Below are 15,974 nucleotides of genomic sequence, written 5' to 3' on the forward strand. Positions count from 1 at the left end.
GGTCAGCGCGGCCAGGTAGGGGCGGGGGAGGTGTGCTGGATGAACACGTCGTCGCGGCTGTGCACGGTGTGCACCACCGGAATGCCGTGCCTGCGGGCGGCGCGCAGCCCGGCGATGGCGACGCCGTAGGTGGTCTGGGTGTGCACGACGTCGACCGGGCCGCGTTCGGCGAACACCGCGTCGATCAACCGGGCGTTCGTCCTGGTCGGCAGCACCATGGCGAACCCGTTCACCACGACACCACCCAGCGCGGACAGCACCACCACATCGGGGTCGGTGTCGGCGGCGCCGGGCAGGGGCGCGCAGAACAGGGTCACGCGGTGGCCGAGGCGTTCGAGCCCCCGCCGCTGGGCGTGCACCGAGGTCTGGATTCCGCCCATGGTGCCGGGATGGAAGTCGGTGAACAGCGCGACGTGCATGGCACCACGGTACGGACCGAGCGCGCGCTCCGGCGCTCATCAGCCGCTGGTTCGGCCATTTCCCGGCTGCATCCGGCCGGACTTCGCGACAGGGGCTAGGCGGGATCGGTGCGGGCGCGTTCGCGTTCGGCCGCGGTGGCCAGGTAGTCGCCGAGTTCCCGGCGCAGGGTCACGTCCAGTGAGCGGGCGAGCGTGGCGTGCACCGAGGCGACGGCCAGCTCCCGCATTTTGCTCAACATCGTTGTGGTGTCCGCGATCTCGCTGCTGGTATCGGGCAGCCAGCCGGGGCCGTGCTCATCGATGATGTGCTGTTTGGCGGCCGTGATCATGATGTGGGTGATGTCATCGATCCGGTCGGCCACCTTGGCGTAGATCTCGATGAGGGTGCGCAGTTCCAGGCCGTACTCGTGCAGTTCGGCGAACGAGGTGAGCAGCTGCGTGTCGGTGAACACCACGGTGTCGCCCTCGAGCCGTACCAGCTTCATCTCGCGCAGCCGGTCCACCAGCTCGTCGGCCTCGGCGCCGAGAATGGTGCCGATCAGCTCGCGGGGCACCTCGAATGTCTCGTCTTTAGACCACGAGGCCGTCACCGCGTGTTGCAGGCCGAGCACCTCGGTGAGGTCCTTGCCGGTCTCCCAGCTGGTGATGAAATCCCCGATGTGCGCGGTCGTGAACCCGCGCTGCAACAGCGCGTCGATCAGCCGCAAGCGCTCCAGATGCGAGTTGTCGTAGATGCTGGCCCGGCCGTCCTTACCGATCGGCGGCGGCAACAGGCCACGCTCCTGATAGGCGCGCACGTTGCGGGTGGTGGTGCCCGCGGCGCGCGCGAGGTCATCGATCCGGTACTCCATCGACCTCACCTCCTCGCCCGCCACGGTGCCGGAGCCGAGTCTATCGCCCCGATCTCCGGCACCGATCACCTACGAAACCGCCGCGATCCGCGTCTTACGCACCTGACCGGCCGACGGCACCACCGTGTAGTCGGCGAGGTCGACGGTGCGCAGCTGGTTGACGTACTGGGAGGCGAAGCCCGGGTACATCGTCGCGTTGAAACCGTCCTCGGTGAGATACCAGCTCTTGCAGCCCGAGTTCCAGGTGGTGCCGGTGAGCCTGCGCTGCATGCCCTCGTTGTAACGGTCCTGCCGGTCCTTGCGGACATCGAGGACGCGCAGATCCTGCTTCAGGATGGTGTCGATGCCCTGCACCAGGTAGTCGATCTGGGCCTCCATGTACACCAGCGCCGAATTGTGGCCCGGCCCGGAGTTCGGCCCGAACGTGAGGAACATGTTCGGATACCCGGACACCGCGACGCTCTTGAACGCGTATGCGCCGCGCGACCATTCGTCGGCGAGCACCCGTCCGTCGCGGCCGACCACCGGAATCGGCGTGCCGGTCTTGGACACATCGAACCCGGTCGCGAACACGATGCAATCCGCCTGGTGCTCAATGCCTTCCGCAGTACGGATACCGCGTTCGGACAGGGTGGCGATGGGCCAGGTGATCAGCTTGCAGTTGTCCCGTTGCAGCGCGGGGTAGTAGTCGTCGGTCATCAGGAGTCGCTTGCAGCCCGCCCGGAAGTCGGGCGTGAGCTGCCTGCGCAGCCACGGATCCTTGACCTGCCTGCGTAATTGGGCCTTGCCGACCAGCTCGACCACCCGGGTGAGCGGGGTGTTCCAGACCACGCCGAGCGCGACCGACTCGTGCCCGTAGAACCACGCCTGCCGGGCCAGTTGCTCGGTGGCGGGCACCCGGCGGTACAGCTCCCTGGTGACGGCGTTGGTCCGCCGGTTCACCCGTGGCAGCACCCACCCCGGCGTGCGCTGGAAGACCTTGACCGAGGCGGCCTTGTCGACGAGCTCCGGAATGATCTGTACCGCACTGGCTCCGGTGCCGACGACGGCGACCTTCTTGCCGGTGAAGTCGTAGTCGTGATCCCACCGGGCGCTGTGAATCTTGTGCCCGGCATAGTTTTCGATGCCGCGGATGTTCGGGAAGCTCGCGTTGGCCAGCGGCCCCGAGGCGAGCACCACGGTGCGGGCGAGCACGGTGTCGGCGCGGCCCTCGATCGAGATCTCCCACCGCCCGGCCGCCTCGTCGAAGACGATGCCGGTCACGTTGTGGCCGAACCGCAGATGCGGCGCGAGCCCGAACTCCGCCACCATCGTCTCGATGTAGCCGAGGATCTCGTTGCTGCCCGAATAGGTGTGCGACCAGTTCGGATTCGGCGCGAAGCTGTAGGAGTACAGCCGGGACGGAATATCGCACGCCGCACCGGGATAGGTGTTGTCGCGCCAGGTGCCACCGATGGATTCGCCGCGCTCGAAGATGGCGAAATCGTCGATGCCCTTCTGCTTCAACCGAATCGCGGCACCGATACCGGCGAAGCCGCCACCGATGATCGCGACGTCCAGGGTCTTGTTCGTCATTGCCATCCCGTCAGGCCGCCGGCTCGTAGGTGACTTCCTTGACCCAGGTGGGGTCGCGGCGCAGCAGGGCCTTGGGCACCCGCGCGGTGATCTTCACCAGTGCGTCGGCGAACAGGTGGTACGGGTGGCCGCGGTCGATCACCCAGCCGCCGTGCATCTTCACGATCTGGTACATCGGCAGCCGGCGCGCGAACTCGCTGCGCTCGCCGACATTGGCGTAGCGCTTCAGCGCTGTATACAGCTTCTCCTCGTCGACGCCCATCTCGACGATGTTGTCGCGCATCTTGTTCAGCAGCGGCACGTAGCTCAGCACGCCGATGATCAGCGAGGGCTTCATCCAGCCGCCGACCAGGTCGATGAACAGCTTGCGGGCCTGGGAGTGGCCGAGCAGATCCATCACCGCGAAATCGACGGCCAGATGCCGGGATTCGTCGTTGTTGATCTTCTTGAAGGCTTCCTGGCAGACCGGGTCCTCGATCTCGTCCATGATGAACTTGACCAACGCCCCGTCGAGTGCGACCTCGAGCATCGGGATCACGGTGCCGAGGAACGACAGCGACATGTCGTCGGCGTACTTGTCCAGGAAGTCGATCACCAGCTTGACGTTCACGTTCGGCTGCGGGATCTCGTCACCCTCGAGCATGCCCCAGCGCCGCATCAGTGCCAGCTCGGCATTGGCGTGACGCTGCTCCTCGGCGTGGAAGTACCGATAGATCTCGCGCAGCGTTTCGGTGGGCGCCTTCTTCGCCATGGCGGCGAAACCGCGCGCGCCGACGTTCTCGATCCACATCAGGTCGGCCATGAACGGCTTGAGCCGGGCGTGCAGTTCGGGCGAGATCGTCTCGGCACCCGGTGCGTCCCAATCGATATCGGCCAGCGCCCACTGCCGGTTCTTGATCTTGGTGAGCATGTCGTCGAAGTCCATTGCGATGGCCATGTCAGACTCCTGTCTTGTCGGTGACCGAAGCGGGGTCGTTGGCGGGGGAATTGTCCTGGGGCAGTACGCGATCCAGGAGGCCGAGCACATAGGTGTACTGGGCGGGGAAGTAGCGCTTGAGCCGCCAGATCACGTGCGCGTCCAATTGCGGCAGCACGTAGAGCTGTCCACGATCGTGTGCGTCGAGGGTGTTGCGGGCGACTGTCTCGGGGGAGAACCCGGTCCAGCGCATCAGGGTGTCGGCGAGCCGCGCGGACTGCTGGGTGATCCGGCCGTCCTTGGCCACATTGGTTTTCACGAACGTCGGGCACAGCACGGTGAGGGCGACGCCGGTGCCGCTCAGCTCGGCCGCCATCGTCTCCGAGAGCGCGAGTACGCCCGCCTTCGACACGTTGTACACGGCCATCGAGGGCGCGGCGGTGAAGGCCGCCGCGGAGGCGACATTGATGATGCCGCCGCGGCGGGCGGCGCGCAGTTTCGGCGTGAACACCTCGCAGCCGTGCACCACGCCCCACAGATTGATGCCGAGGGCCCATTCCCAGTCGTCGAATCCGACCTGGCCGACCCGGGTTCCGCCGATGCCGACGCCGGCGTTGTTGATCACCAAGGTGACCGGGCGCTCGAACAGCGATTCGGCAAAGCGCGCAAGGTTTTCCACGTCTTCGCGCTGCGCGACATCGCAGCGGAACGCGTGCGCGGCGCCGGGAAACTTGCGCTCGATCAGGGCGACGGTCTCGTCGGCCCGCCCCTCGTCGATATCGGCGCAGATCACATGGCCGCCGCGATTGGCGATCTCGACCGCGAAGGCCCGGCCGATGCCGCTGCCCGCGCCGGTCACCACCGCTCGCGCGCCGTAGCTGCGCCGCGGTCGATTACCCAGTGGCAGCAGATTTTCCAGTCCGAACATGTCAGCTCACCTTTTCCGAGACGGGATGGGAGGCCAGTGCGGCGGACAGGAAGTCGGCCGCGCGCGTCAGGGCTCGGTCTGCCTCGGGCACCAGCAGCGGCAACGCCTGGAAGACGTGCATCTGGCCCGGCCAGACCTCTAGATCGGCGCTGCCGCCCGCGGCGCGCACCATCGCGCACAGCGCCCGTGCGTCGGCGCGCAGCATTTCGGCGCCGCCGACCTGCACCAGCATCGGCGGCAACGCGAGGCCGTCGGGGATGCTCAGCCGCACCCGTGGTGTATCAGCGGGCAGGCCGCGGGTGTACATCGCAGGCATCCGGCTCGCCGCCGCGGCGGTGATGAGCGGATCCGGTTGCTGCCGTTCCTGCTCGGCGGCGAGACCGAGGGTGAGGTCGAGCAGGGGTGAGAACAACGCGACGCCGGCCGGGGTGGCCATGCCGCGACGGCCGTTCTCCACGAGCAGGTCGAGCGCGAGGTGTCCGCCTGCCGAATCACCCGCGAGCACAAGGTTTTCCGGGGCGTAGCCTTGCTCGAGCAGCCAGTTGTAGCCTGCCTCGACGTCATCGGCCGCCGCCGGGAAGCGGTGCTCCGGGGCGAGCCGGTAGTCGACGACGAAAACGGGCAGGCCGGTCTTGCGGGACAGTTGCGCGGCGAGCGCGCGGTGGGTTCGGGCGGAGCAGATCACGTAGGCGCTGCCGTGCAGGTAGTAGATGGCGCGCGGGCCGAACGACACACCGGCGGCGCGGACCCATTCCCCGCGCACCGCGCCGGACCGTACCGGCGTGACCTGCGTACCGTTCGGCACCGGACCCCCGACGGCCATGAAGGTGGCGACGAGCTTGCGGGCGAACCAGACTCCCGGCGCGTTCATCGGCACCGCGCAGTTGAGCTGCCGCAAGCCGAGCCGGGTGGCCGTCGCGGCGAGCGTCGCCTGCACGGACGGTGCCGTGGGTACGCCGGGAACCGAGGTCCTCGTTGACCTTGTCATGTGCCCAGAATCATCCATGAATGTGCCAGTTGTCAATGGCACATTTATTGCAGGCTTTTTGCAAGTGGCCCTGACCTGCAAAAACGACCGGGGTACCAGCAGACCTGCTGGTACCCCGGTTGGGTTTCGGCTGGTTCAGGACGCTTTGCGCAGACCCAGGTACTGGAGAGCGGCGAAGCCGCCGACGGTCACCGCCTGCATGACCGCCCACACCGAGCCGGCCACGTTCAGGTCCAGGGCACCTTCGAGCAGCGCGGCGAGGCTGACGACGACCCAGGCCGAATTGGCCGCGATCACTGCGCGAGTGGCGCCGTTGCTGATCGTGGACCGGGTGCCGATGACCGCCACCGCGAGACCGTACAGCGTGAGGAAGACGCCGATCGGGATGCCGATCTCGGTGTTCAGGCCGAGCAGCGACTCCAGCGGCTTGGCCAGAGCGAGATAGGCCAGGCCGTTGACGCCGGTGACCACCGCGTCCAAGCGAAGCGAGAGGCGGAGCAGCTTCGGGCCGGGGGCGAGCACGGAGGACAGGTAGGTCGGGGCGGTGGTGGTCATGGCGGTGCCATCCTTCGGTGAATCAGTATGGAGGAGAGGGAGTTTCGATCAGGCGGTGGCGGGGACCCGGTCCAGGAAGCCGTACACGTTGGCGATCCTGCCCTGCTCGAGCACGGCCACATCGAAGCCGACGACGACGGCGGGTGCGTCGGCCGGGCCGAGCTCCCAGGTGAACCGGACCTGATCGTGGTGCGCGTCCACCGGACCGGCCAGCCGGAACGTCCAGCCGGGGAATTGTGCTTGCGCGGCGGCGATTCCGGCGTCGATGGCGTCGTGGCCGGTGACCGCCATGAGGGGGTCGGTGTAGCCCGCGGTCTCGGTGAACACCCGGGCCACCGCGGCCTTGCGCGCTACGGCGTCGGTGGTGTTCCAGGCTTCCAGGTACTGGGCGACGATGGTGTCCATGATGAGCTCCTTCGGGGCTGTGATCTGCGGTTTCGCTGTCGTTGCGGTGACAGGGACTACGTTATGGCCGCAGGGGGTTGCCCCGAATCAGTCATCTATAGGTACTTTTCGCGGTCGTATACGTACGCCGAGCGGCTCGGCATACGTATACGACTAGTAGCCGCGTTCCGGATCGACCGGCGCGAGCAGTTCCTCGCCCGCGACGAACCGTCGCACGTTCGCGCCGACATGGTCCGCGAAGGCGGCCAGCCGCAGTTGTGGCGGATTCGAATCATGCGGCGTGACAATGGCGTTCGGCAGTACCCAGAGGGGATGCCCGTCCGGGAGGGGTTCCGGATCGGTGACGTCGAGTCCGGCGCCGGCGATCGCCCCGGAGGCCAGCGCGGTGACCAGCGCGTCGGTGTCGATCAGGCTGCCGCGCGCGATGTTGACGATCCACGAGGACGGTTTCAGCCGGGCCAGCACGTCGGCGTCGATGAGGTGGGTGGTCGCGGGCGTGGCCGGTGCGGCGACGACCACGTGGTCGGTGCGTGCCCACACCCTGGAGAGCTGATCGGTGGAGATCGTCTCGATCGTGTCCGGGATGCCGGGGCCGGTGACCGGGTTGCCGGAGCGGTTCACCGCGATCACGTGCGCGCCCAACGGGATCAGCATCGGGATGAGCGCGCGGCCGATGCCACCCGCGCCGACGATGGTGACGGTCTTGCCGCGCAGCGAACCGATATGCGGGACGAAGTCCTGCTGCCGCCAGCTCGCCGCGCGCAGCTGCTCGGGCAGGTAGCGCACCCCGGCGAGCAGCAGCATCAGCGCGTGCTCGGCCACGCTGGCCGCGAAAGCGCCTGCGGCGGAGGTGAACCGAATGTCCGGATGGTTCGCGATGATCCCCGCGTCGAACCACTGCTCGACGCCCGCCGCGGGCAGCTGCACCCATTCGATCGAGGCGGGTAGCTCGTCGGGGAACTGTCCCGGCGTGCCCGCCCAGATCAAGCCGCGGGCCGCGGCCAGGTCGGTCACCTGCGCGCCGGCCTCCGCGACCGCCTTCGCCAACAGTGCGGGCGGTGGGTCGGCGGGTCCGATCGCTATCGCTGCCACCGGTCGGTTCATGGGCATGGACCTCCTTCGAAGCAGTGCGACGGATTCGCGCGACACCGTCGATCAGTGCCGCAGCGACGTTATCACCGCTGGCCAGACGGCCTCGGGTCACTCCTGGTCGAGGTCGGTTTCCTGATCCAGGTCGTCGTCGACCTTGTCGCGGTCGGCCCACTCGAGCAACCGATCGATCTCGAAGACCGCGTCGTCGATGCCCGCGTGCAGGTCGCCGAGTTCGGCGAACCGCGCGGGAACGGTCCGCATGGTGAAATCCCGTGGATCGATATCGGGGATCTCGTCCCAGCGGACCGGAGCGGAGACGGTGCCCGCCGGCACGCCGCGCACCGAGTAGGCGGCCGCGATGGTGTGGTCGCGGGCGTTCTGGTTGTAGTCGACGAACAGCATCGCGGGATCGCGGTCCTTGCGCCACCAGGTGGTGGTGACGTCGTCGGGTGCGCGGCGCTCGACCTCGCGGGCGAAGGCGAGCGCGGCGCGCCGCACGTCCTGGAAACCCCACTGCGGCGCGATCCGCACGTAGACGTGTAAACCCTTGCCGCCGGAGGTTTTCGGCCAGCCGACCGCGCCCAGTTCGTCGAGCACCTCGTGCACGACGCCCGCGACCCGCTGCACCCGCGACCACGGACAGTCCGGCATCGGGTCGAGGTCGATGCGCCATTCGTCCGGGCTCTCGGTATCGGCCGCGCGCGAGTTCCACGGATGGAACTCCACGGTCGACATCTGCACCGCCCAGATGACATCGGCCAACTCGTGCACGCACAGCTCGTCGGCATGCCTGCCGTACCGGGGGAAGAAGACGCGCACTGTGGGAATCCAGTCCGGCGCACCCGCGGGCAGGCGCTTCTGATGCACCTTGTCCCCGGCCAGTCCTTTCGGGAACCGGTGCAGCATGCACGGCCGATCACGCAGCGCGCGGACGATGCCGTCGCCGACGCTCAGGTAGTACTGCACCAGGTCGAGCTTCGTCGCACCGGACTCCGGGAAGTACACCCGGTCCGGGTTGCTGATGCGGACTGTGCGGTCGCCGACATCCAATTCGATGGCCGACGCCGCCGACTTGCTGGCCACGGGTCCGACGATAGCCGATCGAGCGCCCGCGCCGAGTGCATCGGTCTGGTATGCATGTGGGTATGAGCAAGGCGACGCGTGTCACGGTGACGCTGGACCCGCAGGTGGCCGAGTGGGCGAAACAGGCGGCCGACCAGCAGAAACGCAGCCTGTCCTCGGTGATCAACGCCTCGCTGCGATCCGCGCTCGTGCACGACAGCCTGGCCAAGCTCGCCGTCGACGAGGAAGCCGAACGCGCCGCCGCCTACGACGACGTGCACGTCACCGAGGCCGCCGAAGCCGACGCTCGCGGCGCGGCATGAGGCGCGGACAGATCTGGCGTTACTCTCCCGCGCTCAGCGACGGCACCCCGCTCCCCAGACGCATGACGGTGGTGCTGGTCTCCGATTCCGCGGTGATCACCTCCCCGTACCGCTGGCTGCACGTCGTCCCGCTCCGCGAGGCGGACCCCGGGCACGTGCTCGCCACCCATACCGAACACGGCTGGGCCGACACCCTCGAACTACACCGCGCCTACCGCCCCTGGCTCGCCGAGCATCTCGGCGAACTCACCGCCGCCGAGTGCGAATCCCTCGACGCCCGCCTCCGCGCCACCCTCAGCCTGTAGCGCAGCGCTCGGCGTGTGGCCCTGCGGTGGGCGTGTGCTGCGCTAGGTCACCGAGGCGAGGGCGAAGGGGAGGACGGCGTCCGCGCCTGCCTTGCGCAGGGCGTGGGCGGCGAGGGTCAGGGTCCAGCCGGTGTCGGAAAGGGTGTCCACCAACAGGATCGGGCCCTCGACGGCGGTGAGGTCGGGGACGTCCCAGGAGTCGTAGAGGCCCGCGACGCGGTGCGCGGAGTTGGCGGCGGAGACCGGGGGGCGGTCGGGGCGCGTCGGCAGCGTGCCTAGATCATCGAGGCGGCCCACTTCGGCGAGGCGGGCGGCGAGGGTCGCGGTGAGCACCGGGTAGCGCGGGGACGCGAGGGCCATGACGGAGGTGGGGCGGGTCGCCCAGTTCCAGTCGCGCAGTACGGCGATGCAGGCGTCGAAGACCGGGTCGGGGATCGGGTCGTCGGGTCCGTCGAGCAGGGTGCGCAGGCGTTGGCCCCAGCCGAGGTCGGTCAGCCTGCCCAGCACCCGGCCGGTCTCGGCGCCGTCGGTGATCTTGCCGGACAACGGAACACCGAGTTTCGCCATGCCCGTCGGCCACTGCTTGCGCGGGCTGAGGTCGAGTCCGGGCCGATCGAGGCGGGCCCGGGTCGCGGCGACCGCCGCGGCGTCCACCGAAACGTCGGGACGGGTGCCGGTGCAGTTGTCGCACCGCCCGCAGCCGGGTGAATCCGACGGCGCCGCAGGCAAACCGGGATCGTCGAGCTGGCGGCGCAGGAACTCCATCCGGCATGCGGTGGTCGACTGATAGTCGATCATCGCCTGCTGTTCGACCTCCCTGGCCGCGGACAACCGCTCGTAGCGTTCGGTGTCGTAGGTCCACGGCTGCCCGGTGCTGAGCCAGCCGCCGCGCACCCGGCGCACCGCCCCGTCCACGTCCAGCACCTTGAGCACCATCTCCAGGCGGGACCGGTTCAGTTCCACCATCGGTTCCAGCGCGACGGTAGACAGCGGGCGGTCGGTGTCCAGCGCGTCGAGTACCGCGCGCACGATGTGCTCGCGCGGAAACGCCACGGAGGCAAAGTAACTCCAGATCCGCGCGTCCTCCGGACCGGGCAGCAGCACCACCTCGGCCCGGGCGGTGCCGCGACCCGCGCGACCCACCTGCTGGTAGTAGGCGATGGGCGAGGACGGCGCACCGACGTGCACGACGAAGCCGAGATCGGGCTTGTCGAAACCCATGCCGAGCGCCGAGGTGGCGATGAGCGCCTTCACCTCGTTGTTCAGCAGCGCCGCTTCCAGCGCTTCGCGTTCGGCCGGATCGGTCTGGCCGGTGTACGCGGCGACCGTGTGCCCGTGCGAGTTCAGCACGTCGGCCAGGTCGTGCGCGGCGGCGACGGTGAGGGTGTAGACGATGCCCGAGCCGGGCAGCCGGTGCAGCTGCGCGCTGAGCCAGGCGGTGCGTTCCACCGCGTCGTCGAAGCGCACCACCGACAGGTGCAGCGATTCCCGGTCCAGCGTGCCGCGCAACACCAGGGTGTCGGTGCCGATCTGGGTCGCCACGTCGGTGACCACGCGATCGTTGGCGGTCGCGGTGGTAGCCAGGACCGGCACGTCGGAGCCGAGGTCGGCGATGAGGGTCCGGATGCGGCGGTAGTCGGGCCGGAAGTCGTGACCCCAGTCCGATACGCAGTGCGCCTCGTCGATCACCACGAGACCCGCGTCGGCGGCGAGCTTGGGCAGCACCTGGTCGCGGAAGTCCGGATTGTTCAGCCGCTCCGGGCTCACCAGCAGCACGTCGACCGCGCCCGCCGCGACCTGGGTATGTATTTCATCCCATTCGGTCATATTGCCCGAATTGATGGTCGCGGCAACCACTCCCGCCCGCTGCGCCGCCGCGACCTGGTTGCGCATCAGCGCCAGCAGCGGGGACACGATCACCGTCGGGCCACGGCCGGCGCCGCGCAGCAGCTTGGCGGCGATGAAGTACACCGCCGACTTACCCCAGCCGGTGCGTTGCACCACCAGGGCGCGGCGTCGTTGCACCACCAGCGCCTCGATCGCGGTCCACTGATCCTCCCGTAGCCGGGCTTGCGGCCCGGCCAGCTCGCGCAGCAGGGCCTCCGCGCGCTCGCGCAGGTCGGGTGCGGTGAGGTCGATCGCCGGGACATCGGTCGCCGTGGTCATGCGCTCCATCGTGCCCGACGGTACCGACACACCTGGCGCGCGTCGCGTCCGCCCGTCCCTGTGCGCCTGTCGCCGTCCATTACCACCGGCGATGGCGACGCGCCGAATCCCGTTCGAAACGGTCGGTATATCCGGGGTGGTGAACTCGTGATGTGCCTTACACTGCCTGAATTGCTGTGACGTCGCCGGGTCGAGTCCGGCGTCAGGTGGCGGTATTCACCGCATCGGGTGCGCTTTTCGTGGAGATACGAGGATTCGTCGACGCCGAGGACTTGTGGCAATGAACGAGCGGAGCAAACGGGGTGCGGCGATGACCGACCACCTCCAACTGCTGCGGGACTGGTGGCGCGACGGCGTCGACTATCGCTGGGTGGTGAACGCCCTGGAGTCCCGCTCCGCGCTCGGCGTGGTGAAGATCGCGATCGGATTGTGCGGCCTGGCAACGCCGTTCATCAGCGTGCTCACCGTGACCTCGCCTGCGGGCCCGGACACGCTGCTCGGCCGGACGGTGCTCTGGTGCATCGCGGCGCTGTCGGTCGTGTGGGTCGCGCGCTGGTGGTTCCTGCCCTGGCCGAACGTGCTGGAATCGCTGGTCCTCATCGCGGCGGGCGACGTGTGCGTCACGGTGGTCTGTCTGCTGAGCCCCGGTTACGTGGTGCGCTCGGTCGGCATGCTGCTCCTGTTGATCGTCGGCATCTACGTCAGCGCTTTCCACAGTCCGCGGCTGCTCGCCGTGCACACCGCGTGGTCGCTCGCCTCGGCCGTGGTGCTCGCCGTGCCGCTGTTCGGGGAGGGCGACCCGGCCTCGGCGGCCATCATGATCCTCGGCATGGTCGCGGCGACGGTGGTGGCGCCGGGCCTGCAGTTCTGTTACTGGGTGCTGCGCACCGACATGCTGTCCGATCCGCTGACGACGCTGCTCAGCAGGCGCGGTTTCGAATACCACTCCTCGCTGGTGGTCGCCCGCCCCGGCCCGGTTCCGGTCTGTGTCCTGATGGCCGACCTGGATCGGTTCAAGGTCGTCAACGACACCTTCGGGCACCACGCCGGGGACAAGGTGCTGGTGACGACCGCGGAACGATTGCTGTACAACGCACCGGCGGACAGCATCGTGTCCCGGCTCGGCGGCGAGGAATTCGCGATCGTCGCGCGGCTGTCGCTGCCCGACGCGATGGACGCCGCGGAGCGGCTGCGCGCCGCCCTCGCCGCGCCGATGGGATCGATCTCGGTGACCGCCAGCATCGGCCTGTCGATCGGCGAGGCGGACGTGGTCGGCTTCCACCGCACCCGCCGGCTGGTGCAGGATCTGATCCGCTGCGCGGACAGCGCGATGTATCAGGCGAAACAGCGGGGCGGCAACACCGTCGTGGTCGAGAACATCGCCGCGCTCTACGGCGTCGACACTCGCGACTCGGCGTGACGGACGCCGGGGGAGAATAGGACTGGGAAGATTCCCGGCGCCGGGAACCCGCAGGAGGGCAACCATGTCGAGCAACTATCAGCCACCCGCGGGCTGGTCACCGCCGGGCACGCAGTTCCAGACCCGCAGCGGCTTCGGGCGGACGCTGATCGGGTCGGTCGTCGGGCTGGTGGTGACGCCGATCGGGATCGGGCTCGCCGCGCACGGTGCGCTGGACACCCGGCAGTGGGTGCTGCTCGGCACCGCCGCCGACCGGTGGGGTTCGAACTTCCAGATCATCGGGGGCGCGGTGCTGCTGTTCCTGGTCGCCGCGCTGGCCGCGTTCTCGCCGGTCGGCACGGTCATCGCCGGCCTGGTGTGGGGTTTGATCCCCGGCCTGTTGCAGATCCTGTTCCCGGAGGACACCTACCGGCAGATCGAGAACCTCCCGGAGCTGTCCGACGATTTCCATCTCGCCCTGCACAATTGGGTGCTGAACGGCTTCGCGCTGATCACCGGCCTGTTCCTGATCGGCGCCGGGATCGCGGCCACTCTGCGGCGCAAGTAGATCCGGGCCGCGCGCCCACGGTGTGGTGCGCGCGGCCCGGTGTCAACGGCTCAGCCCTTGACGCACAGCACCTGGCGTAGCGTCGCGACGACGTCGACCAGATCGCGCTGTGCGGCAATCACCTCGTCGATGTCCTTGTAGGCGGCCGGGATCTCGTCCACCACACCGGCATCCTTGCGGGACTCGACGCCCTCGGTCTGCGCGACCAGGTCGGCGACGGTGAACTGCTTCTTCGCCGCGTTCCGGCTCATCCGCCGGCCCGCGCCGTGCGAGGCCGACTGGAACGAGGCCGGATTTCCCTTGCCGCGCACCACATATGAGCGGGTACCCATCGAGCCCGGGATCAGCGCGAGATCACCCGCGCCGGCCCGCACCGCGCCCTTACGGGTCACCAGCATCGGAACGCCGTCGATGAGTTCCTCCGCCACATAGTTGTGGTGGCAGGAGATCGGCTGCTCGAAACGTACTTCGCGCTCGGCGAATTCGTCCCGCACTGCCCGGCAGACCAGGGCGAGCATCACCGCACGATTACGCGCGGCGTACTCCTGCGCCCAGGTCAGGTCGCGCCGGTAGGCCGTCATTTCCGGTGTGCCGGAAAGGAACACCGCCAGATCGCGATCGGGCAGGTCGACGTTGTGCGGCAGCGTGCGCGCCACGGCCATGTGCCGCTCGGCGAGTTCCTTGCCGATATTGCGGCTGCCCGAATGCAGCAGGATCCACACCGCGTCGTCCTGGTCGAGGCAGACCTCGATGAAATGGTTGCCGCCGCCCAGCGTGCCCATCTGCTTGTGCGCCTTGGCCTCTCGTGCCCGCACGCCGTCGTCCAGCGAGGCGAACGAACCCCAGAAGCGATCCCAGCCCGTACGCAGGGTCGCGGTGCTCGCGCCCAGCGCGGAAACTTCGGCACCGAGCTTGGCCACGTTGACCGCGTCGTCGTGCGCGGAGAAGCCCACCGGCACCGCCGCCTCGATCCGGGACCGCAGCGACCGCAGATCGTCGGGCAGGTCGGCGGCGGTGAGGTCGGTCTTGACGCTCTCCATGCCGCAACCGATGTCCACGCCGACCGCGGCGGGGGACACCGCGTCTTTCATCGCGATCACCGAACCGACCGTCGCGCCTTTGCCGAGGTGCACGTCCGGCATCACGCGGACGCCGTGGACCCAGCGCAGCGCGGCGATATTCCGCAGCTGTTGCAGCGCCGCCTGTTCGACGGCGTGCTCCTCGGCCCACATCAGCGTCTGCGCTCGGGTACCGCGCAGCTCGACGGGAAACATCGGTTCGATCCTCTCGTTGTCGTTACCGCTCAACGGTAGGGATCAGGTGTGCGCAGTGCACTCGATTAAATGCCGGTTCACCGCGCCGGCGTGCTCGGGTATGCCGCCTCGGCGTTGCTGTGGGCGATGCCCGCGGCGAGGCGTTCGGCGTCGGTGGTGGTGATCACGTCGTCGGCGATCCACTCGTCCAGGAGCCGCCCGAGGCCGCGCCGCCACCAGAGCGCGCCGAGATAGTGCAGCTCCGGCAGCCCGTAGCCGTCCGAGGAATAGCACAGCGACCGGAATGGCGCCAGCTCCAGCACTTCGGCCAGCACCGCTTGGGCGCGGTGCCCTACATACGGCACGGTGAGCCCGACATCCATCCGGACGTGCGCGAACGCGTGCGCCAGATATGCGGCGTTGCGATGGAACGGCCAGCAGTGCAACAGCATCACCGTCAGGCCGGTGTCCGCGGTGTTGCGCAGAAAGTCGGTGAGCAGCAACGGATCCGCCCGGTGCAGCCGCAGGTCGGTATCGCCGAAGCCGGTGTGGAACTGCAGCGGCAGACCGTATTCGGCGCCGATCCGCGCGCCGAGACAGACCAGCCAGCCGAGCAGGTCGGGGTCGGCGAGCCTGCGTTCGGGCAGCACCGCGCGCGGCGGCCGATCCCGCAGCGGGAAGTCCAGGCCGCACCGATAGGCCACGATGGTCTTGAGCCCCACCGCGTCGCGCGCCCGCGCCCGTAGCCGTGCCTCGATCTGCTCGAAGACCTTCCGCCCCGCACCGACCTCGGCGATGACCTGCTCCGCGACCTGTTCGATGCGCACGATCTCGCGCACCTCGCCGTCGGTGAGCGCGCCGAAATCCGCTGTGCCGCCGCCATATCCGGTGTCGAGGAACCAGCTGGTCGTCCCGGTCGCGCGGAGCAGGCGGACCGCGGTCTCGCGCCAGCCCAGCTCGGCCCGATGGGACAGGTAGGCATCCGCGCCCACATGCGGCGGCAGGTCGAGGGCCGGTGCGCACCACCGGCGCACGGCGAGCCCGATCGTGGAGTCGAAGGTGCCGCTCGGCCCCTCGCTGAGCAACTGCTCGAAACCGGGACGATCGAGATCGGCGGGTACCACGCCGTGGCAGTGATGATCGGTCAGGGTGAGTTCGTCGGTCAGCAC

17 protein-coding genes are annotated in these 15,974 nt (G+C 68.7%); 4 read left to right on the plus strand and 13 right to left on the minus strand.

The window, feature by feature from the left end; genetic code table 11:
• Positions 1-2: 2 nt before the first annotated feature.
• The 10 genes from O3I_RS46240 to ligD form a co-directional block, all read right to left on the minus strand.
• A complete protein-coding gene (locus O3I_RS46240; RefSeq protein ID WP_063632240.1) occupies positions 3-419 on the minus strand; it encodes a glycosyltransferase in 417 nt (138 codons plus the stop codon).
• Between the two features lie 95 nt (positions 420-514).
• Complete coding sequence (locus O3I_RS09275; protein WP_041563571.1) at positions 515-1,270, minus strand: MerR family transcriptional regulator; 756 nt, start codon at positions 1,268-1,270, stop codon at positions 515-517.
• Positions 1,271-1,339: 69 nt separating this feature from the next.
• Positions 1,340-2,845, minus strand: a complete 1,506-nt coding sequence (locus O3I_RS09280) for a flavin-containing monooxygenase (RefSeq protein WP_014982648.1) — start codon at positions 2,843-2,845, stop codon at positions 1,340-1,342.
• A gap of 10 nt (positions 2,846-2,855) precedes the next feature.
• The gene (locus O3I_RS09285; RefSeq protein WP_041563572.1) at positions 2,856-3,776 is read right to left on the minus strand and encodes a reductase; all 921 of its coding nucleotides are present in this window, start codon (positions 3,774-3,776) and stop codon (positions 2,856-2,858) included.
• Between the two features lie 7 nt (positions 3,777-3,783).
• A complete protein-coding gene (locus O3I_RS09290; protein ID WP_014982650.1) occupies positions 3,784-4,689 on the minus strand; it encodes an SDR family NAD(P)-dependent oxidoreductase in 906 nt (301 codons plus the stop codon).
• Between the two features lies 1 nt (position 4,690).
• Positions 4,691-5,677 carry an alpha/beta hydrolase gene (locus O3I_RS09295; protein ID WP_041562507.1) on the minus strand — a complete coding sequence of 329 codons (987 nt, stop codon included), beginning with the start codon at positions 5,675-5,677 and terminating at the stop codon, positions 4,691-4,693.
• Between the two features lie 135 nt (positions 5,678-5,812).
• Positions 5,813-6,232, minus strand: a complete 420-nt coding sequence (locus O3I_RS09300; RefSeq protein ID WP_014982652.1) for a hypothetical protein — start codon at positions 6,230-6,232, stop codon at positions 5,813-5,815.
• 48 nt (positions 6,233-6,280) lie between these two features.
• Entirely contained in the window at positions 6,281-6,637 is a 357-nt protein-coding gene (locus O3I_RS09305) for a nuclear transport factor 2 family protein (RefSeq protein ID WP_014982653.1), read from the minus strand.
• A 153-nt stretch (positions 6,638-6,790) separates the two neighbouring features.
• Positions 6,791-7,741, minus strand: a complete 951-nt coding sequence (locus O3I_RS09310; protein WP_014982654.1) for a D-isomer specific 2-hydroxyacid dehydrogenase family protein — start codon at positions 7,739-7,741, stop codon at positions 6,791-6,793.
• Between the two features lie 96 nt (positions 7,742-7,837).
• Positions 7,838-8,812 (minus strand): non-homologous end-joining DNA ligase, encoded by a 975-nt coding sequence (gene ligD, locus O3I_RS09315; RefSeq protein WP_014982655.1) that lies wholly within the window; start codon positions 8,810-8,812, stop codon positions 7,838-7,840.
• A 62-nt stretch (positions 8,813-8,874) separates the two neighbouring features.
• Between ligD and O3I_RS09320 the strand changes: the two genes are divergently transcribed.
• On the plus strand, positions 8,875-9,114 hold the full coding sequence (locus tag O3I_RS09320) for a DUF6364 family protein (RefSeq protein WP_014982656.1): 240 nt from the start codon (positions 8,875-8,877) through the stop codon (positions 9,112-9,114).
• The gene (locus tag O3I_RS09325; protein ID WP_029899785.1) at positions 9,111-9,419 is read left to right on the plus strand and encodes a hypothetical protein; all 309 of its coding nucleotides are present in this window, start codon (positions 9,111-9,113) and stop codon (positions 9,417-9,419) included. The genes O3I_RS09320 and O3I_RS09325 overlap by 4 nt, the downstream gene beginning before the upstream one ends.
• A gap of 42 nt (positions 9,420-9,461) precedes the next feature.
• Here the strand turns inward: O3I_RS09325 and O3I_RS09330 are convergent, their stop codons facing one another.
• Positions 9,462-11,585 carry a RecQ family ATP-dependent DNA helicase gene (locus O3I_RS09330; protein WP_041563574.1) on the minus strand — a complete coding sequence of 708 codons (2,124 nt, stop codon included), beginning with the start codon at positions 11,583-11,585 and terminating at the stop codon, positions 9,462-9,464.
• A 310-nt stretch (positions 11,586-11,895) separates the two neighbouring features.
• On the opposite strand from O3I_RS09330, the gene O3I_RS09335 reads away from it, so the two are divergent.
• Together O3I_RS09335 and O3I_RS09340 are read left to right on the plus strand one after the other, a co-directional pair.
• Positions 11,896-13,005, plus strand: coding sequence for a GGDEF domain-containing protein (locus O3I_RS09335; protein WP_167829121.1), 1,110 nt, complete (start codon positions 11,896-11,898; stop codon positions 13,003-13,005).
• A gap of 64 nt (positions 13,006-13,069) precedes the next feature.
• Positions 13,070-13,552, plus strand: a complete 483-nt coding sequence (locus tag O3I_RS09340) for a hypothetical protein (protein ID WP_014982660.1) — start codon at positions 13,070-13,072, stop codon at positions 13,550-13,552.
• Positions 13,553-13,602: 50 nt separating this feature from the next.
• On the opposite strand, the gene O3I_RS09345 is transcribed toward O3I_RS09340, so the two are convergent.
• Both O3I_RS09345 and O3I_RS09350 read right to left on the minus strand, forming a co-directional pair.
• A complete protein-coding gene (locus O3I_RS09345; protein WP_014982661.1) occupies positions 13,603-14,826 on the minus strand; it encodes an RtcB family protein in 1,224 nt (407 codons plus the stop codon).
• A 77-nt stretch (positions 14,827-14,903) separates the two neighbouring features.
• On the minus strand, positions 14,904-15,974 hold the full coding sequence (locus O3I_RS09350) for an amidohydrolase family protein (RefSeq protein WP_014982662.1): 1,071 nt from the start codon (positions 15,972-15,974) through the stop codon (positions 14,904-14,906).

The sequence above is a fragment of the Nocardia brasiliensis ATCC 700358 genome, assembly GCF_000250675.2.
GTDB classification, from domain to species: domain Bacteria; phylum Actinomycetota; class Actinomycetes; order Mycobacteriales; family Mycobacteriaceae; genus Nocardia; species Nocardia brasiliensis_B.

What these genes read in the sequence shown, in the direction of transcription:
- O3I_RS46240 (WP_063632240.1), bottom strand. Translation starts at nt 419, where the DNA reads ATGCACGTCGCGCTGTTCACCGACTTCCATCCCGGCACCATGGGCGGA.
- O3I_RS09275 (WP_041563571.1), bottom strand. Translation starts at nt 1,270, where the DNA reads ATGGAGTACCGGATCGATGACCTCGCGCGCGCCGCGGGCACCACCACC.
- O3I_RS09280 (WP_014982648.1), bottom strand. Translation starts at nt 2,845, where the DNA reads ATGACGAACAAGACCCTGGACGTCGCGATCATCGGTGGCGGCTTCGCC.
- O3I_RS09290 (WP_014982650.1), bottom strand. Translation starts at nt 4,689, where the DNA reads ATGTTCGGACTGGAAAATCTGCTGCCACTGGGTAATCGACCGCGGCGC.
- O3I_RS09295 (WP_041562507.1), bottom strand. Translation starts at nt 5,677, where the DNA reads ATGACAAGGTCAACGAGGACCTCGGTTCCCGGCGTACCCACGGCACCG.
- O3I_RS09300 (WP_014982652.1), bottom strand. Translation starts at nt 6,232, where the DNA reads ATGACCACCACCGCCCCGACCTACCTGTCCTCCGTGCTCGCCCCCGGC.
- O3I_RS09305 (WP_014982653.1), bottom strand. Translation starts at nt 6,637, where the DNA reads ATGGACACCATCGTCGCCCAGTACCTGGAAGCCTGGAACACCACCGAC.
- O3I_RS09310 (WP_014982654.1), bottom strand. Translation starts at nt 7,741, where the DNA reads ATGAACCGACCGGTGGCAGCGATAGCGATCGGACCCGCCGACCCACCG.
- O3I_RS09320 (WP_014982656.1), top strand. Translation starts at nt 8,875, where the DNA reads ATGAGCAAGGCGACGCGTGTCACGGTGACGCTGGACCCGCAGGTGGCC.
- O3I_RS09325 (WP_029899785.1), top strand. Translation starts at nt 9,111, where the DNA reads ATGAGGCGCGGACAGATCTGGCGTTACTCTCCCGCGCTCAGCGACGGC.
- O3I_RS09330 (WP_041563574.1), bottom strand. Translation starts at nt 11,585, where the DNA reads ATGACCACGGCGACCGATGTCCCGGCGATCGACCTCACCGCACCCGAC.
- O3I_RS09335 (WP_167829121.1), top strand. Translation starts at nt 11,896, where the DNA reads ATGACCGACCACCTCCAACTGCTGCGGGACTGGTGGCGCGACGGCGTC.
- O3I_RS09340 (WP_014982660.1), top strand. Translation starts at nt 13,070, where the DNA reads ATGTCGAGCAACTATCAGCCACCCGCGGGCTGGTCACCGCCGGGCACG.
- O3I_RS09345 (WP_014982661.1), bottom strand. Translation starts at nt 14,826, where the DNA reads ATGTTTCCCGTCGAGCTGCGCGGTACCCGAGCGCAGACGCTGATGTGG.